Source organism: Micropruina sp., from assembly GCF_047602385.1.
Classification (GTDB): Bacteria; Actinomycetota; Actinomycetes; order Propionibacteriales; family Propionibacteriaceae; genus Micropruina.
Window position 1 is genome coordinate 663715 of the sequence record NZ_JASGHL010000003.1, and the last position, 17221, is coordinate 680935.

The following is a 17221-nucleotide window of genomic DNA, read 5'->3' on the forward strand; positions in this document are numbered from 1 at the left end:
TCCTTAGCGGTAGGCGGTCAGGCGCGCTTCGGCGACGCGGGCGAGCGTGCTGGCCGTGACGAGCAGGATGACGTACATGAGGGCGATGGTGGTGTAGACTTCCAGCGGGCGGAAGGTTTCGCTGTTGACGATCATCGCCTGGTAGAGGAGGTCGGCATAGGCGAGCGTCGATGCCAGCGCCGTGGTCTTGATTAGCTCGAAGGAGCGCTCGACAAAGGGCGCGAACATGCGGGTGAGCGCCTGCGGCAGGATGATGCGGCGCATCAGCTGCGAATGCCGCATGCCGAGGGCCTTGGCCCCCTCCCATTGGCCCTGCTCGATGGAAACGATCCCACCGCGAAATACTTCCGCGTAAAAGGCGCCCGATTGCGTCGAGAGCGCCAGGACGGCGGCCACGAACGGGTCGAGGCTGATATTCGCCAGGACGGGCAGGGCATAGTAGAACCAGAAGAAGTGGATGATCGGCGGCGTGTTCCGATAGAATTCGATGAAGGCCGTCGCCGGCGCGGAAAGATATTTCCGTGGCGAGAGTTTCAGGAAGGCCAGCATCAGGCCGACGATCACGCCGAGGACAATGGAAATCGCCGCGATCTTGATCGTATTGACCAGGCCGACAAGCAGCAGGTCGTATCTGGCCCAGACGCCGGAAAAATCCCAATCATAACCCATGCAAGCGATCCTTTTGAACGTGCGGAACCGGGATCGCGCTGGCTTTGCCGGCGAGATCGTCCTGTCATCGGAGACTGACGGGAAACCACGGAAGAGAATGCGCGGAGGCAGCCCTTCCGTGGCCGGATCGATTATTTCCAGGCTTCTTTGACAAGACCGGGAATGCCGGTCGGATCGATGTTCTTCGATTTCAGATAAGCGTCGAAGATCTGGTCGGGAACGCCGTCTTTATAGAGCGTGGCGAATTGTTCGCTGACCCAGTTGCGGAAGGCGGGGTCCGCTTCCTTTCCTGAGGCCGGCACTGGTCTGAACCGGATCGACCGGCGAAGGCAGGATGACCTTGCCAAGCTTCAGGCGGGAATATTGCACGACGAGCGCCGGGTGGAACTGCACGACGACATCGACACGCTTGGAGGCGAATGCGGCGATGGCTTCGTCATTGTTGGAGAAGCGGTTGATTTCCGCGTTCTTGACGAGGGCGGTGATGTTCTTGTCCAGCGACGTGCCGAGCGTGACGCCGATGCGCGTGCCGGCCTTGTCGAGGTCTTCCCAGGTCTTGGCGTCGGACCCTTCGGAAACGAGCGCGCCCATGGCATAGTAGAAAAGCGGGGCGTCCGGGAAGTCGACCGCTTTCCTGCGTTCCTCGGTGGGGTCGAGCACGAACATGAGGTCGATCTGGTTCGCCTGAAGCGCGGCGACGGCATTCGCCCAGGTGGTTTCGACCGGAACCAGCGTTGCGCCGAGATTGGCCGCCAGCTTTTCGCCCATCGCCACGCCGACACCGGTCCACTTTTCGGTCATCGGATCCTTGAAGAACCAGGGCTCGGCGGAGGTGACCCCGATGCGAAGCTGCTTGTCCTGCTTGATGCGCTCCAGCGTCGAGGCGTTCTGGGCGAAAGCCGGCAGCGCGAAGCTGGCGGCCGCCATGGCCGTCAGCGTGATGAAGGTTCTGCGATTGGTGTTCATCCGTCAATCCTCTGTGGTTTTAAACCTGTTCAACGGCCTTTTCGGCTTCTTGGAATTGGAGTTCTGTGAATGGGTCGCATGCGTCGCATGCAAAACGTGTCCGATGTTCCTCAAACGCGCCTCAGCGCGGGCCCCTTCGACTTTGCTTCTTCCTGTTGAAGGTTCACGAGGAACGTTTCGGTCTGTTCACCGCCGCGCGCCATATGTCCCTTGATTTCCGCGCGCATGGCCTCCAGGTCCGGGCCGAGCGCATTGGCAACGTAGCTGTCATGGCCGTCACGACGCGGGCCCCGAATGCCATGGGCGCGATGATGGGCCGCCCAGTAGAGCTGAAGCCGACCCTTGATGCTCTCCCACGTCTTCAGGAGGATTTTGTGCCCGGAGACCTCATAGACGAAGCCGTGCAATTGAAGCTCCGCATGAATACTGCCGACATCGTCGCCAGCATCAATGCAGCGCGTCAGCGTGGCGTGGCGGGCGCGCAGACCTTCATGGAACGCTTGGTCGCGCCTTTCCCATACCAGCTCGAAGGCGAAGATTTCCAGGTTCACGCGCATGGAATAGATTTCGCGGATATCGTCGACCGAGAGATCGACAACATGGGTGCCCGTATAGGGCACGGTCACCAGCAATCCTTCATCGATGAGCTGACGCATGGCTTCCCGCAACGGCCCGCGGCTAACGCCGAATTGTTGAGCCAGGCTTGATTCCGTCACCTGCGCGCCCGGCGCGATCTCGCCGCTCAGGATCGCATTGCGAAGGCTATCGAGGATATGCTCACGGAAGGTCGCTTTGGGGATTTGAGCGAAACCCTGCGCTTGCTGGCCAGCCATTATGACCTCGGCTAAGTTTGTGATCGATTGTTGACAATCAATCACGTGTAATTACGAGAGTCAAGTATGCGGTCTGTTTGTCATGACAGTATGGATGACGTCATGGGCGATGGTGGCAGCGGCAAGCTGCTTAAGCCATCGCCAAAAAAATATGGTTGGGCCTGTGTCTTTGACGTGTGGCCTTTGTCAATCGGCTTGGAACCGCTGAACGATCAGGATTGATCTCTGATTGTCATAGTTTCCATCAATGGATCGCGTGGAAGGGGAACCACGCTCCTCGTCGCCTCTGGCGCCGTTCTTTTCTCTTTCACACCCGTGCGCGGGTGATTTCCTCGATGACCATGGCGTAGAGGTTCTGCGCAGCGGGCGAAAGCCGCCGGTCGCGGCGGGTGATGACGTGGTAGGGCGAAACCTCGATGGGAATATCGAGATCGAGCGAGGCCAGCACGCCGCCGCTCGTTTCCTCCATCAGCCGGGCGACCTCCAGCGACATCGGCGCGATCAGGTCGGATCCGGGGATGAGCGCCATCATCAGGACGAGGGAGGAGGTGGCGATCACATCGTCGGGCACGGTGAGGCCCTTGCCGATGAAGGCGGCTTCCACCGCCTGGCGGATCGGCGTGCCGCGTTCCTGGATGATCCACGGATGTTCCTTGAGATCGGCGAGCGGAACATGGCGGCGCCCGGCCAGCGGATGGCCGTGGCGCACGAGACAGCGCACCCTTTCGATCTTGCCCGGCACGATCTGGAACGCCTCGGCGTCGGAATCGGGCAGAAGGCGGCCGATGACGAAATCGTATTCGCCTTCCTCGAGCCCGCGCATCAGCTGGATCGACGGACCGACATCGATGCGCAACTCCACTTGGGGTTGTCCGCCTTCAGCTTGCGCGCCGCCGGCACGAGACAGGCGACGGCCGGGCCGGTGACCGCGCCGATCTGCACCAGGCCGCTGCGCCCCTCGCGCTCGGCCTGCAATTCGTGGGAAAGATCCTGCATTTCCATCAGCATGGCATGGGCGCGGCGCACGAAGATCGCGCCGAGCGTCGTCGGCGTCATGCCGCGCGGATGGCGCTCGAACAGCGGCGCGCCCACCAGCTTCTCGATTTCGGCCAGCGCCCGCGAGGCGGCCGGCTGGGTCAGCGTCAGGGCCTGCGCCGCCATCTGGATCTGGCCATGCTCGGCAATCGCCGCCACGAGACGTAAATGCGACAATTTCAGATAGGGCAGGCGGAAAGAGCGAGGGAGCCATCTAATCGCATACCAGTTTTGATATGGCGTAAGGAGATAATTCGATTTGATCGGCATGTCGAGAGTGTCTATTCCTTCGCCATCCGTATCGCGGATGATGACCCGGGTCTGAGGACGACCCTTGAGGGAGGATAGGATGAAACTGAAATTTCTCGCGGCGACTGCAGCGATTGGCGCTTGTCTCTTTGCTGCCCAGGCCTATGCGGCCGGCAAGGGCCTCGTCGGTATCGCCATGCCGACCAAGTCGTCGGCTCGCTGGATCGACGACGGCAACAACATGGTCAAGCAGCTCCAGTCTGCCGGTTACGACACCGACCTGCAATATGCCGAGGACGATATCCCGAACCAGCTCGCCCAGATCGAGAACATGGTCACCAAGGGCGTCAAGGTTCTGGTGATCGCCTCCATCGACGGCACGACGCTGACCAACGTTCTGGAAAACGCCGAAGCCGCCGGCATCAAGGTCATCGCTTATGACCGCCTGATCCGCGAAAGCGGCGCGGTGAGCTACTACGCCACCTTCGACAACTTCAAGGTCGGCGTGCAGCAGGCCACCTCGCTGGTCAACGGCCTCAAGGAGCGCTTCCCCGACGCCAAGCCGTGGAACGTCGAGCTGTTCGGCGGCTCGCCGGACGACAACAACGCCTTCTTCTTCTATAACGGCGCCATGTCCGTTCTCCAGCCGCTGATCGACAAGGGCGATATCGTCATCCCGTCGGGCCAGTCCGGCATGGACAAGGTTGGCACGCTGCGCTGGGATCCGGCCACGGCTCAGGCCCGCATGGACAACATCCTGTCCGCCAAGTACGACGACAGCAAGCATGTCAACGGCGTCCTGTCGCCCTATGACGGCCTGTCCATCGGCATCCTGTCCTCGCTCAAGGGCGTCGGCTACGGTTCCGGCGACCTGAAGATGCCGATCGTGACCGGCCAGGATGCGGAAATCCCCTCGGTCAAGTCGATCAAGGCCGGCGAGCAGTATTCGACGATCTTCAAGGACACCCGCGCGCTTGCCGCCGTCACCGTGAAGATGGTCGACGCCGTGCTTCAGGGCTCGGAGCCGGAAATCAACGATACCAAGACCTACGACAACGGCAAGAAGGTCGTTCCGTCCTACCTGCTCGAGCCGGTGCCGGTCGACAAGTCGAACTATGAGAAGGTTCTCGTGGAATCCGGTTACTACAAGGCCGATCAGCTTAACTAAGCGATCGCTTTCCGGTTCGCGGAAAGATCTGGCAGGGCGCGGCTTCCGCGCCCTGTCGTTCCGGAGGAGTTTTCATGACAGCCATTCTGGAAATGCGGGGCATCGGCAAGTCTTTCCCCGGCGTCAGGGCGCTGAACCGTGTCGACCTGACTATCGAAAAAGGCGAAATCCACGCCATCTGCGGCGAGAACGGCGCCGGCAAATCGACGCTGATGAAGGTTCTGTCCGGCGTCTATCCCCACGGGAGCTACGAAGGCGAGATCGTCTACGAGGGCCGCCCCATGGCCTTTCGTTCGATCCGCGACAGCGAGGCCGAGGGCATCATCATCATTCACCAGGAACTGGCGCTTGTGCCGCTCCTGTCGATTGCCGAGAACATCTTCCTCGGCAACGAAGTGGCGAAGAACGGCGTCATCAACTGGCCGCTCGCCTTCCGTAAGACCGAGGAACTTCTGAAGAAGGTCGGCCTTTCCGAAGCGCCGGGCACGCCCATCGAAAAGCTCGGCGTCGGCAAGCAGCAGCTTGTCGAGATCGCCAAGGCGCTCGCCAAGGACGTGAAGCTGCTAATCCTCGACGAGCCCACCGCCGCCCTTCAGGAAAACGACAGCCAGAAGCTGCTCGACCTGATGCTGGAGCTGAAGGCCCAGGGCGTCACCTCGATCATCATTTCGCACAAGCTGAACGAAATCCGCCGCGTTGCAGACCGCGTAACCGTCATCCGCGACGGTTCGACCGTCTCGACCATGGCGCGCGAGGAAATCACCGAGGAACGCATCATCCGCGACATGGTTGGCCGCGACATGGAGCACCGCTATCCGCATCGCGACGCCGAGATCGGCGAAGTGCTGATGGAGGTCAAGGGCTGGAATGTCGGCCATGCCGACCAGCCGCGCCAGATGATTAAGGATGCCGCCTTCACCGTCCGCAAGGGCGAGATTGTCGGCATCGCCGGCCTGATGGGCTCGGGCCGCACGGAACTGGCCATGAGCCTGTTCGGCCGCTCCTACGGCCGGTTCCTGTCGGGCGAGGCGACGCTCAATGGCAAGAAGGCCGATCTTTCGCACGGTCAGCCGCGCCATCGATGCCGGGCTTGCCTATGTGACCGAGGACCGCAAGGTGCTCGGCCTCATCCTCGAGGAGCCGATCACCCGCAACGTGACGCTCGCCAACCTCGCCGGCGTCGCCACCGGCTGGGTGCTCGGCAAGGGGCGCGAGCACTCGGTGGCCGAGGATTACCGCAAGGCGCTGAAGATCCGCACGCCGAGCGTCATGCAGCAGGTGGTCAACCTGTCGGGCGGCAACCAGCAGAAGGTGGTGCTGTCCAAATGGCTGTTCACCGATCCGCAGGTGCTGATCCTCGACGAGCCGACGCGCGGCATCGACGTCGGCGCCAAATATGAAATCTACGCCATCATGAACGATCTCGCCGCCCAGGGGCGGGGCATCGTGATGATCTCGTCGGAGATGCCGGAATTGCTCGGCATGTGCGACCGCATCTACGTCATGAACGAGGGGCGCATCGTCGGCGAGCTTTCCCGCGAGGATGCCAGCCAGGAACGCATCATGAGCCTCATCATCCGGGACGGACAGAAAAACGGGGAGAAAGCAGCGTGACGAGCGCCAAGGAAACCCTTCGCACCCAGCTCGGGGGCAATCTTCGGGAAAACGGGATGATGCTGGCGCTGCTCGCCATCGTCTTCTTCTTCCTCATCGTGGTTCGCGCCACCCAGGATGTCGATTTCCTGTCGGCGCAGAACATCACCAACCTCTTCCTGCAGAATTCCTACGTCATCATCATGGCGCTCGGCATGCTGCTTGTCATCGTCGCTGGCCATATCGACCTGTCGGTCGGCTCGGTCGCGGCCTTCACCGGGGCGATCGCCGCCACGCTGACGGTGCATGCATGGTTGGCCGGTCTGGGCGGTCATCCCGGCGGTGCTGATCGCCGGCGGCGTGATCGGCGCGGCGCAGGGCTACTGGATCGCCTTCTGGCGTATTCCCTCCTTCATCGTGACGCTGGCCGGCATGCTGGTGTTCCGCGGGTTGACGCTGTGGCTGCTGGCCGGCCAGAACATCGGCCCGTTCCCGCGCGAATTCCAGGCGCTGTCCACCGGCTTCGTGCCCGATTTCTTCGGTGTCGGCCGGCCGAACATGACGGCGATCGCCGTGGTGCGCCGGTCGCGATCCTCGTCATCGTCTGGCAGAACCTGCGCTCCGCGCAACCGCGAGCACGTCCTTCGGCATGCGAATCCGGTTCGATGGGCATGTTCTGGCTCAGGCATGTCGTCGTCGCTGCCGTGCTGCTGTTCGTCGGCTGGAAGCTCGCGAGCTTCCGTGGCCTGCCCAACGTGCTGATCATCATGTCGGTGCTGATCGTCGCCTATAATTTCTTCACCAACCAGACGACGACCGGCCGCCGCATCTATGCGCTGGGCGGCAACGAAAAGGCGGCAAAGCTTTCCGGCATCAAGACCAGCCGGCTGGTGTTCCTGACTTTCGTCAACATGGGCGTTCTCGCCGCGCTTGCCGGCATGATCGTCACCGCCCGCCTCAATTCGGCGACGCCGAAGGCCGGCGTCGGCTTCGAACTCGACGTTATCGCGGCGGTGTTCATCGGCGGCGCCTCCATGTCCGGCGGCGTCCGGCAAGGTGGTCGGCGTCGTGGTCGGCGCGCTCATCATGGGCGTGATGAACAACGGCATGTCGATCATGGGTATCGGCATCGATTACCAGCAGGTCATCAAGGGCCTGGTGCTGCTCGTCGCCGTCATCTTCGATGTCTACAACAAGACCAAGCAGGGGTAAGATCATGCTTCTCAGCCAGTTGAAATCCGGCGGCGTCGCGGTGCCGCGACGACGCGCGACGGCGGCCGCACGGCTCGTTCCCGGCGCGACCATCCTCGGTTTCGCTGAGGAGGCCATCAAGGCCGGCAAGCCGCTTTCCGCGAGTCATCCCGGCCGGCGGCGAGACGGTCGACGTGGCCGAACTCGCCGCGAAGGGCGCGCTCGACGTGCCGCTGCGCCACCCCGAGCCGGCCCGCATGTTCCTGACCGGTACGGGCCTCACCCATACCGGATCGGCCGCGACGCGCGACGCCATGCATGCGCCGGCCGAGGGCCTGTCGGACTCGATGAAGATGTTCCGCATGGGTCTCGAAGGCGGCAGGCCGGACGCCGGGCAAGGTCGGCGTCCAGCCCGAATGGTTCTACAAGGGCACCGGCGTCAATGCCGTCGCCCCCGGCGATCGCGCTCATGTCGCCGGCCTTCGCGCTCGACGGCGGCGAGGAGCCGGAGATTGCCGGCTATCTACCTGATCGGCCCGGACGGCACGCCGTTCCGCGTCGGCTTCTCGCTGGCCAACGAGTTTTCCGACCATGTGACCGAGCGATCAACTACCTGTTCCTCGCCCATTCCAAGCTGCGCCCGGCCGCCTTCGGCCCGGAACTGCTGGTTGGCGACCTGCCGGCCGATATTCGCGGCACGAGCCGCATCCTGCGCGGTGGCAAGGTTCTGTGGGAAAAGCTCTTCCTGTCGGGCGAGGCGAACATGTCGCACACCTTCGCCAATCTGGAGCATCATCACTTCAAGTACGGCCTGTTCTGCCAGCCGGGCGATCTGCATGTCCATATGTTCGGCACGGCGACGCTTTCCTTCGCCGACAAGATCAAGCCGGAAGCGGGCGACGTGTTCGAAATCTCGGCCCCCGATTTCGGCGTGGCGCTTTCCAATCCGCTGGCGATTGCGAAAGGCAGCGCCGACGACGCCGTCAAGGTACGCGTGCTATGACCGGCCCGGTCGCAGCCCCTTGCGATCTACCCCGATCTGGCGGGCAAGGTCGTCTTCATTTCGGGCGGCGCGACGGGCATCGGGGCCGAACTGACGGAGGCCTTCGCCCGGCAGGGATCGGTCGTCTGTTTCGTCGACATCGCCGTGGCGGAGGGTGAGGCGCTCGCCGCCCGGCTTGCGGTCGAAGGCCTGAAGGCCCGCTTTGCCGCCTGCGATATCACGAAGACGGCGGATTACCAGCAGGTCATCCACCGCTTCGGCGGAGGAGGAAGGCCCGGTCCGCGTGCTCGTCAACAATGCCGCCAACGACCAGCGTCATTCGCGTGGACGATCTGTCCGAGGAATTCTTCGACCGCACCATCGCCGTCAACCTGCGTCACCAGATGTTTGCGGCGCAGGCCGTGGTGCCGATGATGAAGGCGGTGGGCGGCGGTTCCATCGTCAATTTCGGTTCGGTGTCCTGGATGATCAAGAGCGGCGAACTTCCCTCCTACGCCGCCTGCAAGGCGGCCGTGCATGGCATGACGCGCTGTCTCGCCCGCGACCATCGGCGGCGACGGGATTCGCGTCAATACTCTGGTCCCCGGCTGGGTCATGACGGAGAAGCAGTTGAAGCTGTGGGTCAATGATGCGGCCCGCGAGGCGATACGCACGAGCCAGTGCCTTCCGGGACAACTTCTGCCCCGGCATATCGCGCAGATGGCGCTGTTCCTCGGTTCCGAGGCCTCCGCCATGTGTACCGCGCAGAATTTCATCGTTGATGGAGGTTGGTCATGACCGACGAACGTAAACCCTTCACTCCCGCGCCCTGGCCACGCCAGCTCCGTTCGCAGCACTGGTATGGCGGCACCAGCCGCGACGTCGATCTATCATCGCGGCTGGATGAAGAACCAGGGCTATCCGCATGATCTGTTCGACGGCCGCCCGGTGATCGGCATTCTCAACACCTGGTCCGACCTCACCCCCTGCAACGGCCATCTGCGCGAACTCGCGGAAAAGGTGAAGGCGGGCGTGTGGGAGGCCGGCGGCTTCCCGATGGAAGTGCCGGTCTTCTCGGCCTCCGAAAACACCTTCCGCCCGACGGCGATGATGTTCCGCAATCTCGCGGCGCTGGCGGTCGAGGAGGCGATCCGCGGCCAGCCGATCGATGGCTGCGTGCTGATGGTCGGCTGCGACAAGACCACGCCGTCGCTGCTGATGGGCGGCCGCCTCCTGTCGACCTGCCCTCCATCGTCGTCACCGGCGGGCCGATGCTCAACGGCTATTTCCGGGGCGAGCGCGTCGGCTCCGGCACCCATATCTGGAAGTTCTCCGAAATGGTGAAGGCCGGCGAGATGACGCAGGAGGAATTCCTCGAGGCCGAGGCGCTCGATGAGCCGTTCGTCCGGCACCTGCAACACGATGGGCACCGCCTCCACGATGGCTTCGATGGCCGAGGCGCTGGGCATGTCGCTCTCCGGCAACGCCGCCATTCCCGGCGTCGATTCCCGCCGCAAGGTGATGGCCCAGCTCACCGGCCGGCGCATCGTGCAGATGGTCAAGGACGACCTCAAGCCCTCCGACGTGATGACCAAGCAGGCCTTCGAGAACGCCATCCGCACCAATGCGGCCATCGGCGGCTCGACCAATGCCGTCATCCACCTGCTGGCGATCGCCGGCCGCGTCGGCGTCGACCTCACGCTGGACGACTGGGACCGCTGCGGCCGCGACGTGCCGACCATCGTCAACCTGATGCCCTCGGGCAAGTACCTGATGGAAGAGTTCTTCTATGCCGGCGGCCTGCCGGTGGTGCTGAAGCGGCTGGGCGAAGCGGGCCTCCTGCACAAGGATGCGCTGACGGTCTCGGGCGACGCGCATCTGGGACGAGGTCAAGGACGTCGTCAACTGGAACGAGGATGTCATCCTGCCGGCCGAGAAGGCGCTGACCGCGTCGGGCGGCATCGTGGTGGTGCGCGGCAACCTCGCGCCGAAGGGCGCGGTGCTGAAGCCCTCCGCCGCCTCGCCGCATCTGATGGTCGCATCGCGGCCGCGCCGTGGTGTTCGAGGATATCGACGACTACAAGGCCAAGATCAACGACGACAATCTCGATATCGACGAGACCTGCGTCATGGTCATGAAGAATTGCGGGCCGAAGGGCTATCCCGGCATGGCCGAGGTCGGCAATATGGGCCTGCCGCCGAAGGTGCTGAAGAAGGGCATCACCGACATGGTGCGTATTTCCGACGCCCGGATGTCCGGCACGGCCTATGGCACGGTGGTTCTGCATACCTCGCCGGAGGCCGCCGTGGGCGGTCCGCTCGCCGTGGTGCAGAACGGCGACATGATCGAGCTGGATGTGCCGAACCGCCGCCTGCATCTCGACATTTCCGACGAGGAACTGGCGCGGCGTCTCGCCGAATGGCAGCCGAACCACGGCCTGCCGACCTCCGGCTATGCCTGGCTGCACCAGCAGCATGTCGAAGGGCGCCGATACCGGCGCCGACCTCGATTTCCTCAAGGGCTGTCGCGGGAACGCGGTCGGCAAGGACAGCCACTGATTCTTCCCATGTGCATCGGAAGGACGAGGACATGGTTTTCACACCGCGGGGCAGGCACCTGATCGCCGGCGAATGGGTCGAAGGGGAACCGAGCCTTTCTCTACCGATCCGGCAACGGGCCCGTCGCGCCGCTTCGCCGTCGGCGACGCCGGCGCATGTCGACCGCGCGGTCAAGGGCGGCGGAGGCGGCCTTCTGAGAGCTACGGCTGGCTCCGCGCGAGACGCGGGCTGGCCTGCTGATGGCGATTGCCGACGAGATCGAGGCGCGTGGCAGGCCGCGATCACCGAAATCGGCACGGCAGGAAACCGGCCTGCCGGCCGCGCGGCTGGAGGGCGAGCGGGCCCGCACCACCTTCGCAGCTTCGGCTCTTCGCCTATCACATTCTGCAAGGGCGACTTTCTCGACCGGCGTTTCGATGCGCGCCTTGCCGGACCGCAAGCCGCTGCCGCGGCCCGAAATCCGCCTGATGCAGCGGCCGGTCGGTCCGGTCGGCGGTGTTCGGCGCCTCGAATTTCCCGCTCGCCTTCTCGGTGGCGGGCGGCGATACCGCCTCGGCGCTGGCCGCCGGCTGCCCGGTGGTGGTCAAGGGCCATCCGGCCCATCCCGGCACGGGCGAGGTGGTCGCGGAGGCGATCCGCGCGGCGCTCGGCCGCCTGCGGCGCTGCCGGAGGGCGTCTTCTCCCTGATCCACGGCGGCCGCGCCCGCGAGATCGGCGCGGCGCTCGTCACCCATCCGCTGATCCGCGCCGTGGGCTTCACCGGCTCGCTCGGCCGGCGGGCAGCGCGCTCTTCGACCTCTGCTGCCCGGCGGCCCGAGCCGATTCCCTTCTTCGGCGAGCTCGGCTCGGTCAACCCGGTGTTCGTGCTGCCCGCCGCGCTGGCCGCCCGGGGGCCGCGGCTGATCGCCGAGGACTGGGCCGGCGTCGCTGACCCTCGGGCGCCGGCCAGTTCTGCACCAGATCCCGGCATCGTCGTGCTGGCCGAGGGCCGAGGCGGCGAGGCTTTCATCGACGCACGCCCCGCCGCGCTGGAACAGCGCGCCCGCCGCAGACGATGCTGACCGAGGGCATCGCCGACGCCTACCGCCGCGGCGCGGCGCGGCTTGCCGACCGCCCTTCGGGGTCGAAGCCGGTCATCGGGACCGAAAGCGAGGGACGCACCGCCGCGCCGTCATGTTTACGAGACCACGGCAGAAGCCTTCGTGGCCGATCCATGCGCTCGCCGACGAGGTCTTCGGCCCGTTCGGCCTCGTCGTGCGGGTGCGCCGATGGCGAGGCGATGATCACGGATGCCCGCAGGGCTTCGAGGGGCAGTTGACCGCGACGCTGCTCATGGACAAGGCCGACACGCCGCTGGCCCGCCGGCTGCTGCCGGTGCTGGAGCGCAAGGCCGGCCGCATTCTCGCCAACGGTTTTCCGACCGGGGTCGAGGTGGCGACGCCATGGTGCATGGCGGGCCCTATCCGGCCTCGACCAATTTCGGCGCCACCTCGGTCGGCACCATGGCGATTCGCCGTTTCTTAAGGCCGGTGTCCTACCAGAACTTTCCCGACGAAATCCTGCCATCGGATATCCGCCCATGACCTACGCCGCCTGTATCGCCGCCGACTGGGGCACCAGCAACCTGCGCGTCTTCGCGCCGATGCGGGCAGGGCCGGCCGATGGCCGAGGCCTCCAGCGACAAGGGCATGGGCAAGCTGACCCCGCCGGAATACGAAGCGGCGCTTCTGGACCTGATCGACCCCTGGCTCGATCCGGCCCGCGTCACGCCGGTCATGGTGTGCGGCATGGCCGGCGCGCGGCAGGGCTGGATCGAAGCCGCCTATCGCGCCGTGCCATGCTCGCCGGTCGGCGGCCCCTTCGCGAAGCCGAGCTTCAAAGCCCGCTGATCGAGGTCTTGATCGTGCCCGGCCTGTCGCAGGACGACCCCGGCCGATGTGATGCGGGGCGAGGAAACCCAGATCGCCGGCGTTCTCGCGCCCGCCCCGGCTTTTCCGGCGTGATCTGCCTGCCCGGCACCCATTCGAAATGGGTGGTGAGTCCGCGATGGCGCGTCGAGCGGTTCCTGACCGTGATGACCGGCGAACTCTTTCGCGCTTCTCTCCGCCCAGTCGGTGCTGCGCCACGGCATGGCCGACGACGGTCGGCCACTGGACGAGGAGGCCTTCGCCGCTGCGGTGCGCGAGGTGGTGGCCGATCCGGCCGCCTTCGCCGCCTCGCTGTTTCGCCTGCGGGCGGAGGGTCTGCTGCAGGGCCTCCCGCCGGCGGCGGCGCGCAGCCGTCTTTCGGGCTTGCTGATCGGCCTTGAGATGGCGGCTGCGCGCCTTTTGTGGCAGGATGTGCCGGCGCTCGTCGTCGGTAACGGCCGGCTGGCGGCCCTCTATGTCAAGGCGCTGACCCTGATCGGCGGCGCGGCCGAACCGGTGTCGGGCGAGGCCATTGCGCTCGCCGGGCTGGAACGAGGCCTTCGAAAGCATCGGACCCCCCCCCCCCCCCCCCCCCCCCCCCCCCCCCCCCCCCCCAAAGGAATAGATCCATGAGCCGTACCATCATCGCCATCCTGCGCGGCGTGAAGCCGGAGGAGGTGGAAGCCCATGTCGAGGCGCTGATCGCCGCCGGCATCACCACCATCGAGGTGCCGCTGAACTCGCCCGACCCCTTCGACAGCATCGAGCGGGCGATCGCCCGCTTCGGCAGCGCAGGCCGAAGATCGGGGCGGGCACGGTGCTTACCGTTTCCGATGTCGAGCGGCTGGCGAGGATGGGCGCGGCCGTGGTCGTCTCGCCGAATTGCGATCCGGACGTGATCCGCCACCCGTGCCGCCGGCATGGAATCCTGGCCGGGCGTGTTCACGCCCACCGAATGTTTCGCGGCGCTGAAGGCCGGCGCCACGGGGCTGAAATTCTTTCCCGGCCTCGCTGATCGGCCCGGCCGGGCTTTCCGCCATCAAGGCCGTTCTGCCCAAGGGCGCGCCGCTCTATGCGGTCGGCGGGGCCGGAGCGCGAACAATTTCGGCGAATGGCTGAAGGCCGGCGCGACCGGCTTCGGCATCGGCACGGCGCTCTATCGCCCCGGCCAGACCGTCGGCCGCAACGGCCGCCGCGCCGGCGAAGATTGTCGCGGCCTACGATGCGGCCGTGGCGGCCTGATCCTTCCGGATCGATTGCTCCCTCTCTGGCCTGCCGGCGGTTTTCCCCAGCGGTCTTTCGTTTACGCGAAGGTGCTGTCCGCCAGTCTCGGCAGCATGAAACGGAAGGCGATGCTGCGGGCGCTCTGGAACAGGATGAGCGCGATCCATAGCCCGTCATTGCCGTAGAGAGGCTGCAGGACCGCCCAGGCGGCGAAATAGATGACGAGCGACGCCGACCATCAGGTTGCGCATCTGCCGCGACCATGTGGCGCCGATATAGACCCCGTCCATCTGGAAGGCGACGATGCCGAACACCGGCAGCGCCACCACATAGGGCAGATAGGCATGAGCCATTGCCGTGACGTTTTCGGTCGGCGCGGTGAGGGCGATCACCCAGCCGCCGGAGACAAGGAAGGCGAGCGACACCAGCGCCGCGAAGACGAAGCCCCAGAGCGTGGTGAGCTTGATCGTCCGGTCGAAGGCGGGTCGGAAGCGCGCGCCGACGGCGCGGCCGGCAAGCTGTTCGGCGGCGGTCGCGACGCCATCGATGAAGGCGACGCCGAAGAAATAGAAGCGCAGGAGAATGGTGTTGGCGGCGAGGATGTCGATGCCGAGCATGCCGCTCTGGCGGGTGAAGAAGGACAGGCCGATGAGCAGCGCGAAGGAGCGGATCATCATGTCGCCATTGACCATAAAGGCGCGGCGGAAGGCCGCTATGTCCGGCAGGCTCCACAGCGCGCTCGGTGCGTGGCGAGGATGAGACAGAGGCCGGCCAGCGCGGTTACGCCTTCGGCAACCAGCGAGGCGATGGCGACACCCGCCACCCCCCAGCCGAGCCCTATGACCCAGTGCCAGGCGAGCGCGGCGTTCAGCACATTCAGCAGGGTCTGAAGCGCCATGCCGTACGATCGCCTCGCCGCGGCCAATGATCCAGCCGAACACCACGAAGTTGAACAGCACGAAGGGGGCCGACCAGATGCGCCAGTGGAAGTAGGTGGTGGCGGCTTCGGCGACCTCGCCGTCTGCGCTCATGGCGGCTAAGGCCAAGCGCGCCGATGGGCTTTTGCAGCAGAAGCAGCGCCAGACCGGCAACGAGCGCGATGATGAGGCCGCTCGGCAGCATCTTCTGTTCCTTCACGCCGGTCGCCGGCGCCCGATCGCCTGCGCCGTGAAGCCGGTGGTCGCGCCGCGCAGGAAGTTGAACGACACGAAGATGACGTCGAAGATGACCGCGGACAGCGCCACACCGCCGATCAGTGCCTCGTCACGCAAATGCGCGATCGACGCCGGTCGCGATCAGGCCGACTAGCGGCGTGGAAAGATAGGCGATCATCATCGGTAGCGCGATTGTCAGGACATCGCGGTGGCCGATGGAGAACGGGCGGACAGCTGCCTCGGTCGCCGTAATGGGCCGTTGCCTTCACTTATTCTTTCCGATGTGGTTCGCCAAGCGTGTGCATCAGCCGGTTGGCCCAGCCGAAGATCGCGATGGAATGGATGAGGTCGAGGATTTCGAGGTCGTCGAGCCCGGTCTCGCGCAGGTGATAGAATTGGTAGACGCCAACGTTGTCGGGATGGGCGGTGAGGTCCACGCCGAAATTGAACAGCGCCTGCTCGAAATCCGGCAGATCGGCGTCGAGGCCGTTGCCTGTAGTATTTCGTCGACGACTTCGGGGCGTTTTTCGAGCTGGATGTAGCGCGTTGCATGCACCGCAGGCGCAATAGATGCAGTGATTGACGAAGGAGGCGGCGAGCGCGCCGATCTCGCGGCCGCCGCGTGATAGTCCGCCTTCGCTGTACATGATGTCGTTGAACAGCGGGGTGCGCTCGTTCAGCGCCTCGCGGCTCGTTGGCGAGCACCAGCACGTAGTCCGGATATCTTCTTGTTGGAAGGCGTGACCTTGATGGCTTCGAATTGTTCGGGCGTCGCCGTGGCGGGGTCGACCGTCTTGACATAGGGCTTCCAGTCAAGCGCTTCGAGGGTGAATTCATGAACGGGTTGGACATATCAATTGTCCCTCATCATCTTGAGGCCGGCCACCACCAGCACCTGATAATTGACGAAGGCGATCAGCCCGGCGAGCGTGACGATATCGCGGTCGTCGAGCCCTGCGCGTAGAGCTTTTCGATTTTTCCGCGCGTCGCGTCTCTTCGGGGTGAGCGTGACGAGATCGACATGGTTGAGGATTGCTGCGAGGCGCGCGTCGTCGCCGCCCTTGAATGCCGGGTCGGCGATGGCTTCGTAGGTCGGAGCGTTGCCCCTTCCTCGGCGAGCCGCGCCTTGTAATGGGCGGCGAGTTCTTCGGCGTTCCACAAACGCGCCATGCGCAGAGCAAGCGCGGCGCGCAGCGCATAGGAAAAATTGCGTGGCATCGGCGGGCTCGAGCGCCGCCTCGTAGCTGGTCTGGGTCAGGTGCTTGAGCTTTTCGCGCTTCTCGCGGAGCAGCGAGAATGGGCGAGGATTCGTCGAGGCCGAGCACGCGTCGATGACGTTCTGGCGTGGTAGGTCATGGGTCAATCCTCCGAGAGCGCTTCGTCGAGGAAGGTCAGGCGATCCTGCCCCCAGTAAAGCATGTCCTTGTAAACCCAGGTCGGCGTTCCGAACACGCCGCGCCGGGTCGCTTCCGCATGGCTGTCGTTCCAGGCCGCAATGATTTCCGGCTTGTCCTCGATCGCCTGCAGTCTGCGGCCGTCGAGGCCGAGGCTGTTGGCGACCGCGATGCGCACGGCCGGGTCGGTCACGTCCTTTTCCTCGCTCCACAGGGCGCGCAGAAGCGCGTGGCTGAGGTCGAGCGCGGGCAGGCCGAGCCTGTCGGCCGGCAATCACCATGCGGGCCGAAAACTCG

General features: G+C 64.8%; 25 protein-coding genes and 6 pseudogenes. 22 read left to right on the forward strand and 9 right to left on the reverse strand.

What is annotated here, in order from left to right:
* Positions 1 to 3 precede the first annotated feature (3 nt).
* The 3 genes from QM711_RS12725 to QM711_RS12735 all read right to left on the reverse strand — a co-directional run bounded on the left by QM711_RS12725 (position 4) and on the right by QM711_RS12735 (position 2468).
* Positions 4 to 669, reverse strand: a complete 666-nt coding sequence (locus QM711_RS12725; protein WP_415099862.1) for an amino acid ABC transporter permease — start codon at positions 667 to 669, stop codon at positions 4 to 6.
* A 228-nt stretch (positions 670 to 897) separates the two neighbouring features.
* Positions 898 to 1635: a transporter substrate-binding domain-containing protein gene (locus QM711_RS12730; RefSeq protein ID WP_415099864.1), complete on the reverse strand. Its 738-nt coding sequence runs from the start codon at positions 1633 to 1635 to the stop codon at positions 898 to 900.
* A 110-nt stretch (positions 1636 to 1745) separates the two neighbouring features.
* Positions 1746 to 2468, reverse strand: a complete 723-nt coding sequence (locus QM711_RS12735) for a GntR family transcriptional regulator (protein WP_415099866.1) — start codon at positions 2466 to 2468, stop codon at positions 1746 to 1748.
* Between the two features lie 90 nt (positions 2469 to 2558).
* On the opposite strand from QM711_RS12735, the gene QM711_RS12740 reads away from it, so the two are divergent.
* On the forward strand, positions 2559 to 2690 hold the full coding sequence (locus QM711_RS12740) for a hypothetical protein (protein ID WP_415099868.1): 132 nt from the start codon (positions 2559 to 2561) through the stop codon (positions 2688 to 2690).
* An 85-nt stretch (positions 2691 to 2775) separates the two neighbouring features.
* Here the strand turns inward: QM711_RS12740 and QM711_RS12745 are convergent, their stop codons facing one another.
* A complete protein-coding gene (locus QM711_RS12745; protein ID WP_415099870.1) occupies positions 2776 to 3330 on the reverse strand; it encodes a LysR substrate-binding domain-containing protein in 555 nt (184 codons plus the stop codon).
* Positions 3291 to 3773: a LysR family transcriptional regulator gene (locus tag QM711_RS12750; protein ID WP_415099872.1), complete on the reverse strand. Its 483-nt coding sequence runs from the start codon at positions 3771 to 3773 to the stop codon at positions 3291 to 3293. Before QM711_RS12750 ends, QM711_RS12745 begins: the two co-directional genes overlap by 40 nt.
* Before the next feature lie 79 nt (positions 3774 to 3852).
* On the opposite strand from QM711_RS12750, the gene chvE reads away from it, so the two are divergent.
* From chvE to QM711_RS12850, 20 genes and pseudogenes are all read left to right on the forward strand, one after another.
* Positions 3853 to 4920: a multiple monosaccharide ABC transporter substrate-binding protein gene (gene chvE / locus QM711_RS12755; RefSeq protein WP_415099874.1), complete on the forward strand. Its 1068-nt coding sequence runs from the start codon at positions 3853 to 3855 to the stop codon at positions 4918 to 4920.
* Between the two features lie 92 nt (positions 4921 to 5012).
* A pseudogene (locus QM711_RS12760) lies at positions 5013 to 5447 on the forward strand (ATP-binding cassette domain-containing protein); the annotation flags it as partial.
* A 511-nt stretch (positions 5448 to 5958) separates the two neighbouring features.
* Positions 5959 to 6231: pseudogene (locus QM711_RS12765) on the forward strand (ABC transporter ATP-binding protein); the annotation flags it as partial.
* Positions 6232 to 6267: 36 nt separating this feature from the next.
* The gene (locus QM711_RS12770; RefSeq protein WP_415100005.1) at positions 6268 to 6534 is read left to right on the forward strand and encodes a hypothetical protein; all 267 of its coding nucleotides are present in this window, start codon (positions 6268 to 6270) and stop codon (positions 6532 to 6534) included.
* 285 nt (positions 6535 to 6819) lie between these two features.
* Positions 6820 to 7275, forward strand: coding sequence for an ABC transporter permease subunit (locus tag QM711_RS12775; RefSeq protein ID WP_415099876.1), 456 nt, complete (start codon positions 6820 to 6822; stop codon positions 7273 to 7275).
* Complete coding sequence (locus QM711_RS12780; protein ID WP_415099986.1) at positions 7185 to 7748, forward strand: ABC transporter permease subunit; 564 nt, start codon at positions 7185 to 7187, stop codon at positions 7746 to 7748. The genes QM711_RS12775 and QM711_RS12780 overlap by 91 nt, the downstream gene beginning before the upstream one ends.
* Before the next feature lie 398 nt (positions 7749 to 8146).
* On the forward strand, positions 8147 to 8707 hold the full coding sequence (locus QM711_RS12785; protein WP_415099878.1) for a hypothetical protein: 561 nt from the start codon (positions 8147 to 8149) through the stop codon (positions 8705 to 8707).
* A 90-nt stretch (positions 8708 to 8797) separates the two neighbouring features.
* Complete coding sequence (locus tag QM711_RS12790; RefSeq protein ID WP_415099988.1) at positions 8798 to 9121, forward strand: hypothetical protein; 324 nt, start codon at positions 8798 to 8800, stop codon at positions 9119 to 9121.
* Positions 9031 to 9336 carry an SDR family NAD(P)-dependent oxidoreductase gene (locus QM711_RS12795; protein WP_415099880.1) on the forward strand — a complete coding sequence of 102 codons (306 nt, stop codon included), beginning with the start codon at positions 9031 to 9033 and terminating at the stop codon, positions 9334 to 9336. Before QM711_RS12790 ends, QM711_RS12795 begins: the two co-directional genes overlap by 91 nt.
* Positions 9302 to 9484, forward strand: a complete 183-nt coding sequence (locus tag QM711_RS12800; protein ID WP_415099882.1) for an SDR family oxidoreductase — start codon at positions 9302 to 9304, stop codon at positions 9482 to 9484. The genes QM711_RS12795 and QM711_RS12800 overlap by 35 nt, the downstream gene beginning before the upstream one ends.
* 105 nt (positions 9485 to 9589) lie before the next feature.
* Entirely contained in the window at positions 9590 to 10030 is a 441-nt protein-coding gene (locus QM711_RS12805; protein WP_415099884.1) for a dihydroxy-acid dehydratase, read from the forward strand.
* A 96-nt stretch (positions 10031 to 10126) separates the two neighbouring features.
* Positions 10127 to 10501, forward strand: a pseudogene (locus QM711_RS12810) (dihydroxy-acid dehydratase); the annotation flags it as partial.
* A gap of 109 nt (positions 10502 to 10610) precedes the next feature.
* Positions 10611 to 10661, forward strand: a pseudogene (locus QM711_RS12815) (hypothetical protein); the annotation flags it as partial.
* Positions 10662 to 10740: 79 nt separating this feature from the next.
* On the forward strand, positions 10741 to 11307 hold the full coding sequence (locus QM711_RS12820) for a dihydroxy-acid dehydratase (protein ID WP_415099886.1): 567 nt from the start codon (positions 10741 to 10743) through the stop codon (positions 11305 to 11307).
* A gap of 177 nt (positions 11308 to 11484) precedes the next feature.
* On the forward strand, positions 11485 to 12306 hold the full coding sequence (locus QM711_RS12825; RefSeq protein WP_415099888.1) for an aldehyde dehydrogenase family protein: 822 nt from the start codon (positions 11485 to 11487) through the stop codon (positions 12304 to 12306).
* Positions 12307 to 12418: 112 nt separating this feature from the next.
* Complete coding sequence (locus QM711_RS12830; protein ID WP_415099890.1) at positions 12419 to 12769, forward strand: hypothetical protein; 351 nt, start codon at positions 12419 to 12421, stop codon at positions 12767 to 12769.
* A 118-nt stretch (positions 12770 to 12887) separates the two neighbouring features.
* Positions 12888 to 13274 (forward strand): annotated as a pseudogene (locus QM711_RS12835) (hypothetical protein); the annotation flags it as partial.
* Positions 13275 to 13347: 73 nt separating this feature from the next.
* Positions 13348 to 13785, forward strand: a pseudogene (locus QM711_RS12840) (2-dehydro-3-deoxygalactonokinase); the annotation flags it as partial.
* Positions 13782 to 14051, forward strand: a complete 270-nt coding sequence (locus QM711_RS12845; RefSeq protein ID WP_415099892.1) for a hypothetical protein — start codon at positions 13782 to 13784, stop codon at positions 14049 to 14051. The pseudogene QM711_RS12840 and the gene QM711_RS12845, both read left to right, overlap by 4 nt.
* Before the next feature lie 39 nt (positions 14052 to 14090).
* Positions 14091 to 14561 (forward strand): hypothetical protein, encoded by a 471-nt coding sequence (locus tag QM711_RS12850; RefSeq protein ID WP_415099894.1) that lies wholly within the window; start codon positions 14091 to 14093, stop codon positions 14559 to 14561.
* Here the strand turns inward: QM711_RS12850 and QM711_RS12855 are convergent.
* Positions 14550 to 15407, reverse strand: a complete 858-nt coding sequence (locus tag QM711_RS12855) for an MATE family efflux transporter (protein ID WP_415099896.1) — start codon at positions 15405 to 15407, stop codon at positions 14550 to 14552. The two genes, QM711_RS12850 and QM711_RS12855, sit on opposite strands and share 12 nt — an antisense overlap.
* Between QM711_RS12855 and QM711_RS12860 the strand changes: the two genes are divergently transcribed.
* Positions 15406 to 15684 carry a hypothetical protein gene (locus tag QM711_RS12860; protein ID WP_415099898.1) on the forward strand — a complete coding sequence of 93 codons (279 nt, stop codon included), beginning with the start codon at positions 15406 to 15408 and terminating at the stop codon, positions 15682 to 15684. The genes QM711_RS12855 and QM711_RS12860 overlap by 2 nt on opposite strands.
* Before the next feature lie 115 nt (positions 15685 to 15799).
* Here QM711_RS12860 and QM711_RS12865 read toward each other — a convergent pair whose 3' ends face one another.
* Genes QM711_RS12865 through QM711_RS12875 form a run of 3 tightly spaced genes read right to left on the reverse strand, consistent with a single transcriptional unit; the run spans position 15800 to position 17198 of the window.
* Complete coding sequence (locus tag QM711_RS12865) at positions 15800 to 16342, reverse strand: peroxidase-related enzyme (RefSeq protein ID WP_415099990.1); 543 nt, start codon at positions 16340 to 16342, stop codon at positions 15800 to 15802.
* A 41-nt stretch (positions 16343 to 16383) separates the two neighbouring features.
* Positions 16384 to 16893, reverse strand: coding sequence for a hypothetical protein (locus tag QM711_RS12870; protein WP_415099900.1), 510 nt, complete (start codon positions 16891 to 16893; stop codon positions 16384 to 16386).
* Positions 16890 to 17198, reverse strand: coding sequence for a DsbA family protein (locus tag QM711_RS12875; RefSeq protein ID WP_415099902.1), 309 nt, complete (start codon positions 17196 to 17198; stop codon positions 16890 to 16892). Before QM711_RS12875 ends, QM711_RS12870 begins: the two co-directional genes overlap by 4 nt.
* Positions 17199 to 17221: the final 23 nt, after the last annotated feature.

What these genes read in the sequence shown, in the direction of transcription:
- QM711_RS12725 (WP_415099862.1), bottom strand. Translation starts at nt 669, where the DNA reads ATGGGTTATGATTGGGATTTTTCCGGCGTCTGGGCCAGATACGACCTG.
- QM711_RS12730 (WP_415099864.1), bottom strand. Translation starts at nt 1,635, where the DNA reads ATGAACACCAATCGCAGAACCTTCATCACGCTGACGGCCATGGCGGCC.
- QM711_RS12735 (WP_415099866.1), bottom strand. Translation starts at nt 2,468, where the DNA reads ATGGCTGGCCAGCAAGCGCAGGGTTTCGCTCAAATCCCCAAAGCGACC.
- QM711_RS12740 (WP_415099868.1), top strand. Translation starts at nt 2,559, where the DNA reads ATGGATGACGTCATGGGCGATGGTGGCAGCGGCAAGCTGCTTAAGCCA.
- QM711_RS12750 (WP_415099872.1), bottom strand. Translation starts at nt 3,773, where the DNA reads ATGCCGATCAAATCGAATTATCTCCTTACGCCATATCAAAACTGGTAT.
- chvE (WP_415099874.1), top strand. Translation starts at nt 3,853, where the DNA reads ATGAAACTGAAATTTCTCGCGGCGACTGCAGCGATTGGCGCTTGTCTC.
- QM711_RS12775 (WP_415099876.1), top strand. Translation starts at nt 6,820, where the DNA reads ATGCATGGTTGGCCGGTCTGGGCGGTCATCCCGGCGGTGCTGATCGCC.
- QM711_RS12780 (WP_415099986.1), top strand. Translation starts at nt 7,185, where the DNA reads ATGTTCTGGCTCAGGCATGTCGTCGTCGCTGCCGTGCTGCTGTTCGTC.
- QM711_RS12785 (WP_415099878.1), top strand. Translation starts at nt 8,147, where the DNA reads ATGCCGTCGCCCCCGGCGATCGCGCTCATGTCGCCGGCCTTCGCGCTC.
- QM711_RS12800 (WP_415099882.1), top strand. Translation starts at nt 9,302, where the DNA reads ATGACGGAGAAGCAGTTGAAGCTGTGGGTCAATGATGCGGCCCGCGAG.
- QM711_RS12805 (WP_415099884.1), top strand. Translation starts at nt 9,590, where the DNA reads ATGAAGAACCAGGGCTATCCGCATGATCTGTTCGACGGCCGCCCGGTG.
- QM711_RS12825 (WP_415099888.1), top strand. Translation starts at nt 11,485, where the DNA reads ATGGCGATTGCCGACGAGATCGAGGCGCGTGGCAGGCCGCGATCACCG.
- QM711_RS12830 (WP_415099890.1), top strand. Translation starts at nt 12,419, where the DNA reads ATGTTTACGAGACCACGGCAGAAGCCTTCGTGGCCGATCCATGCGCTC.
- QM711_RS12845 (WP_415099892.1), top strand. Translation starts at nt 13,782, where the DNA reads ATGAGCCGTACCATCATCGCCATCCTGCGCGGCGTGAAGCCGGAGGAG.
- QM711_RS12860 (WP_415099898.1), top strand. Translation starts at nt 15,406, where the DNA reads ATGGCGGCTAAGGCCAAGCGCGCCGATGGGCTTTTGCAGCAGAAGCAG.
- QM711_RS12855 (WP_415099896.1), bottom strand. Translation starts at nt 15,407, where the DNA reads ATGAGCGCAGACGGCGAGGTCGCCGAAGCCGCCACCACCTACTTCCAC.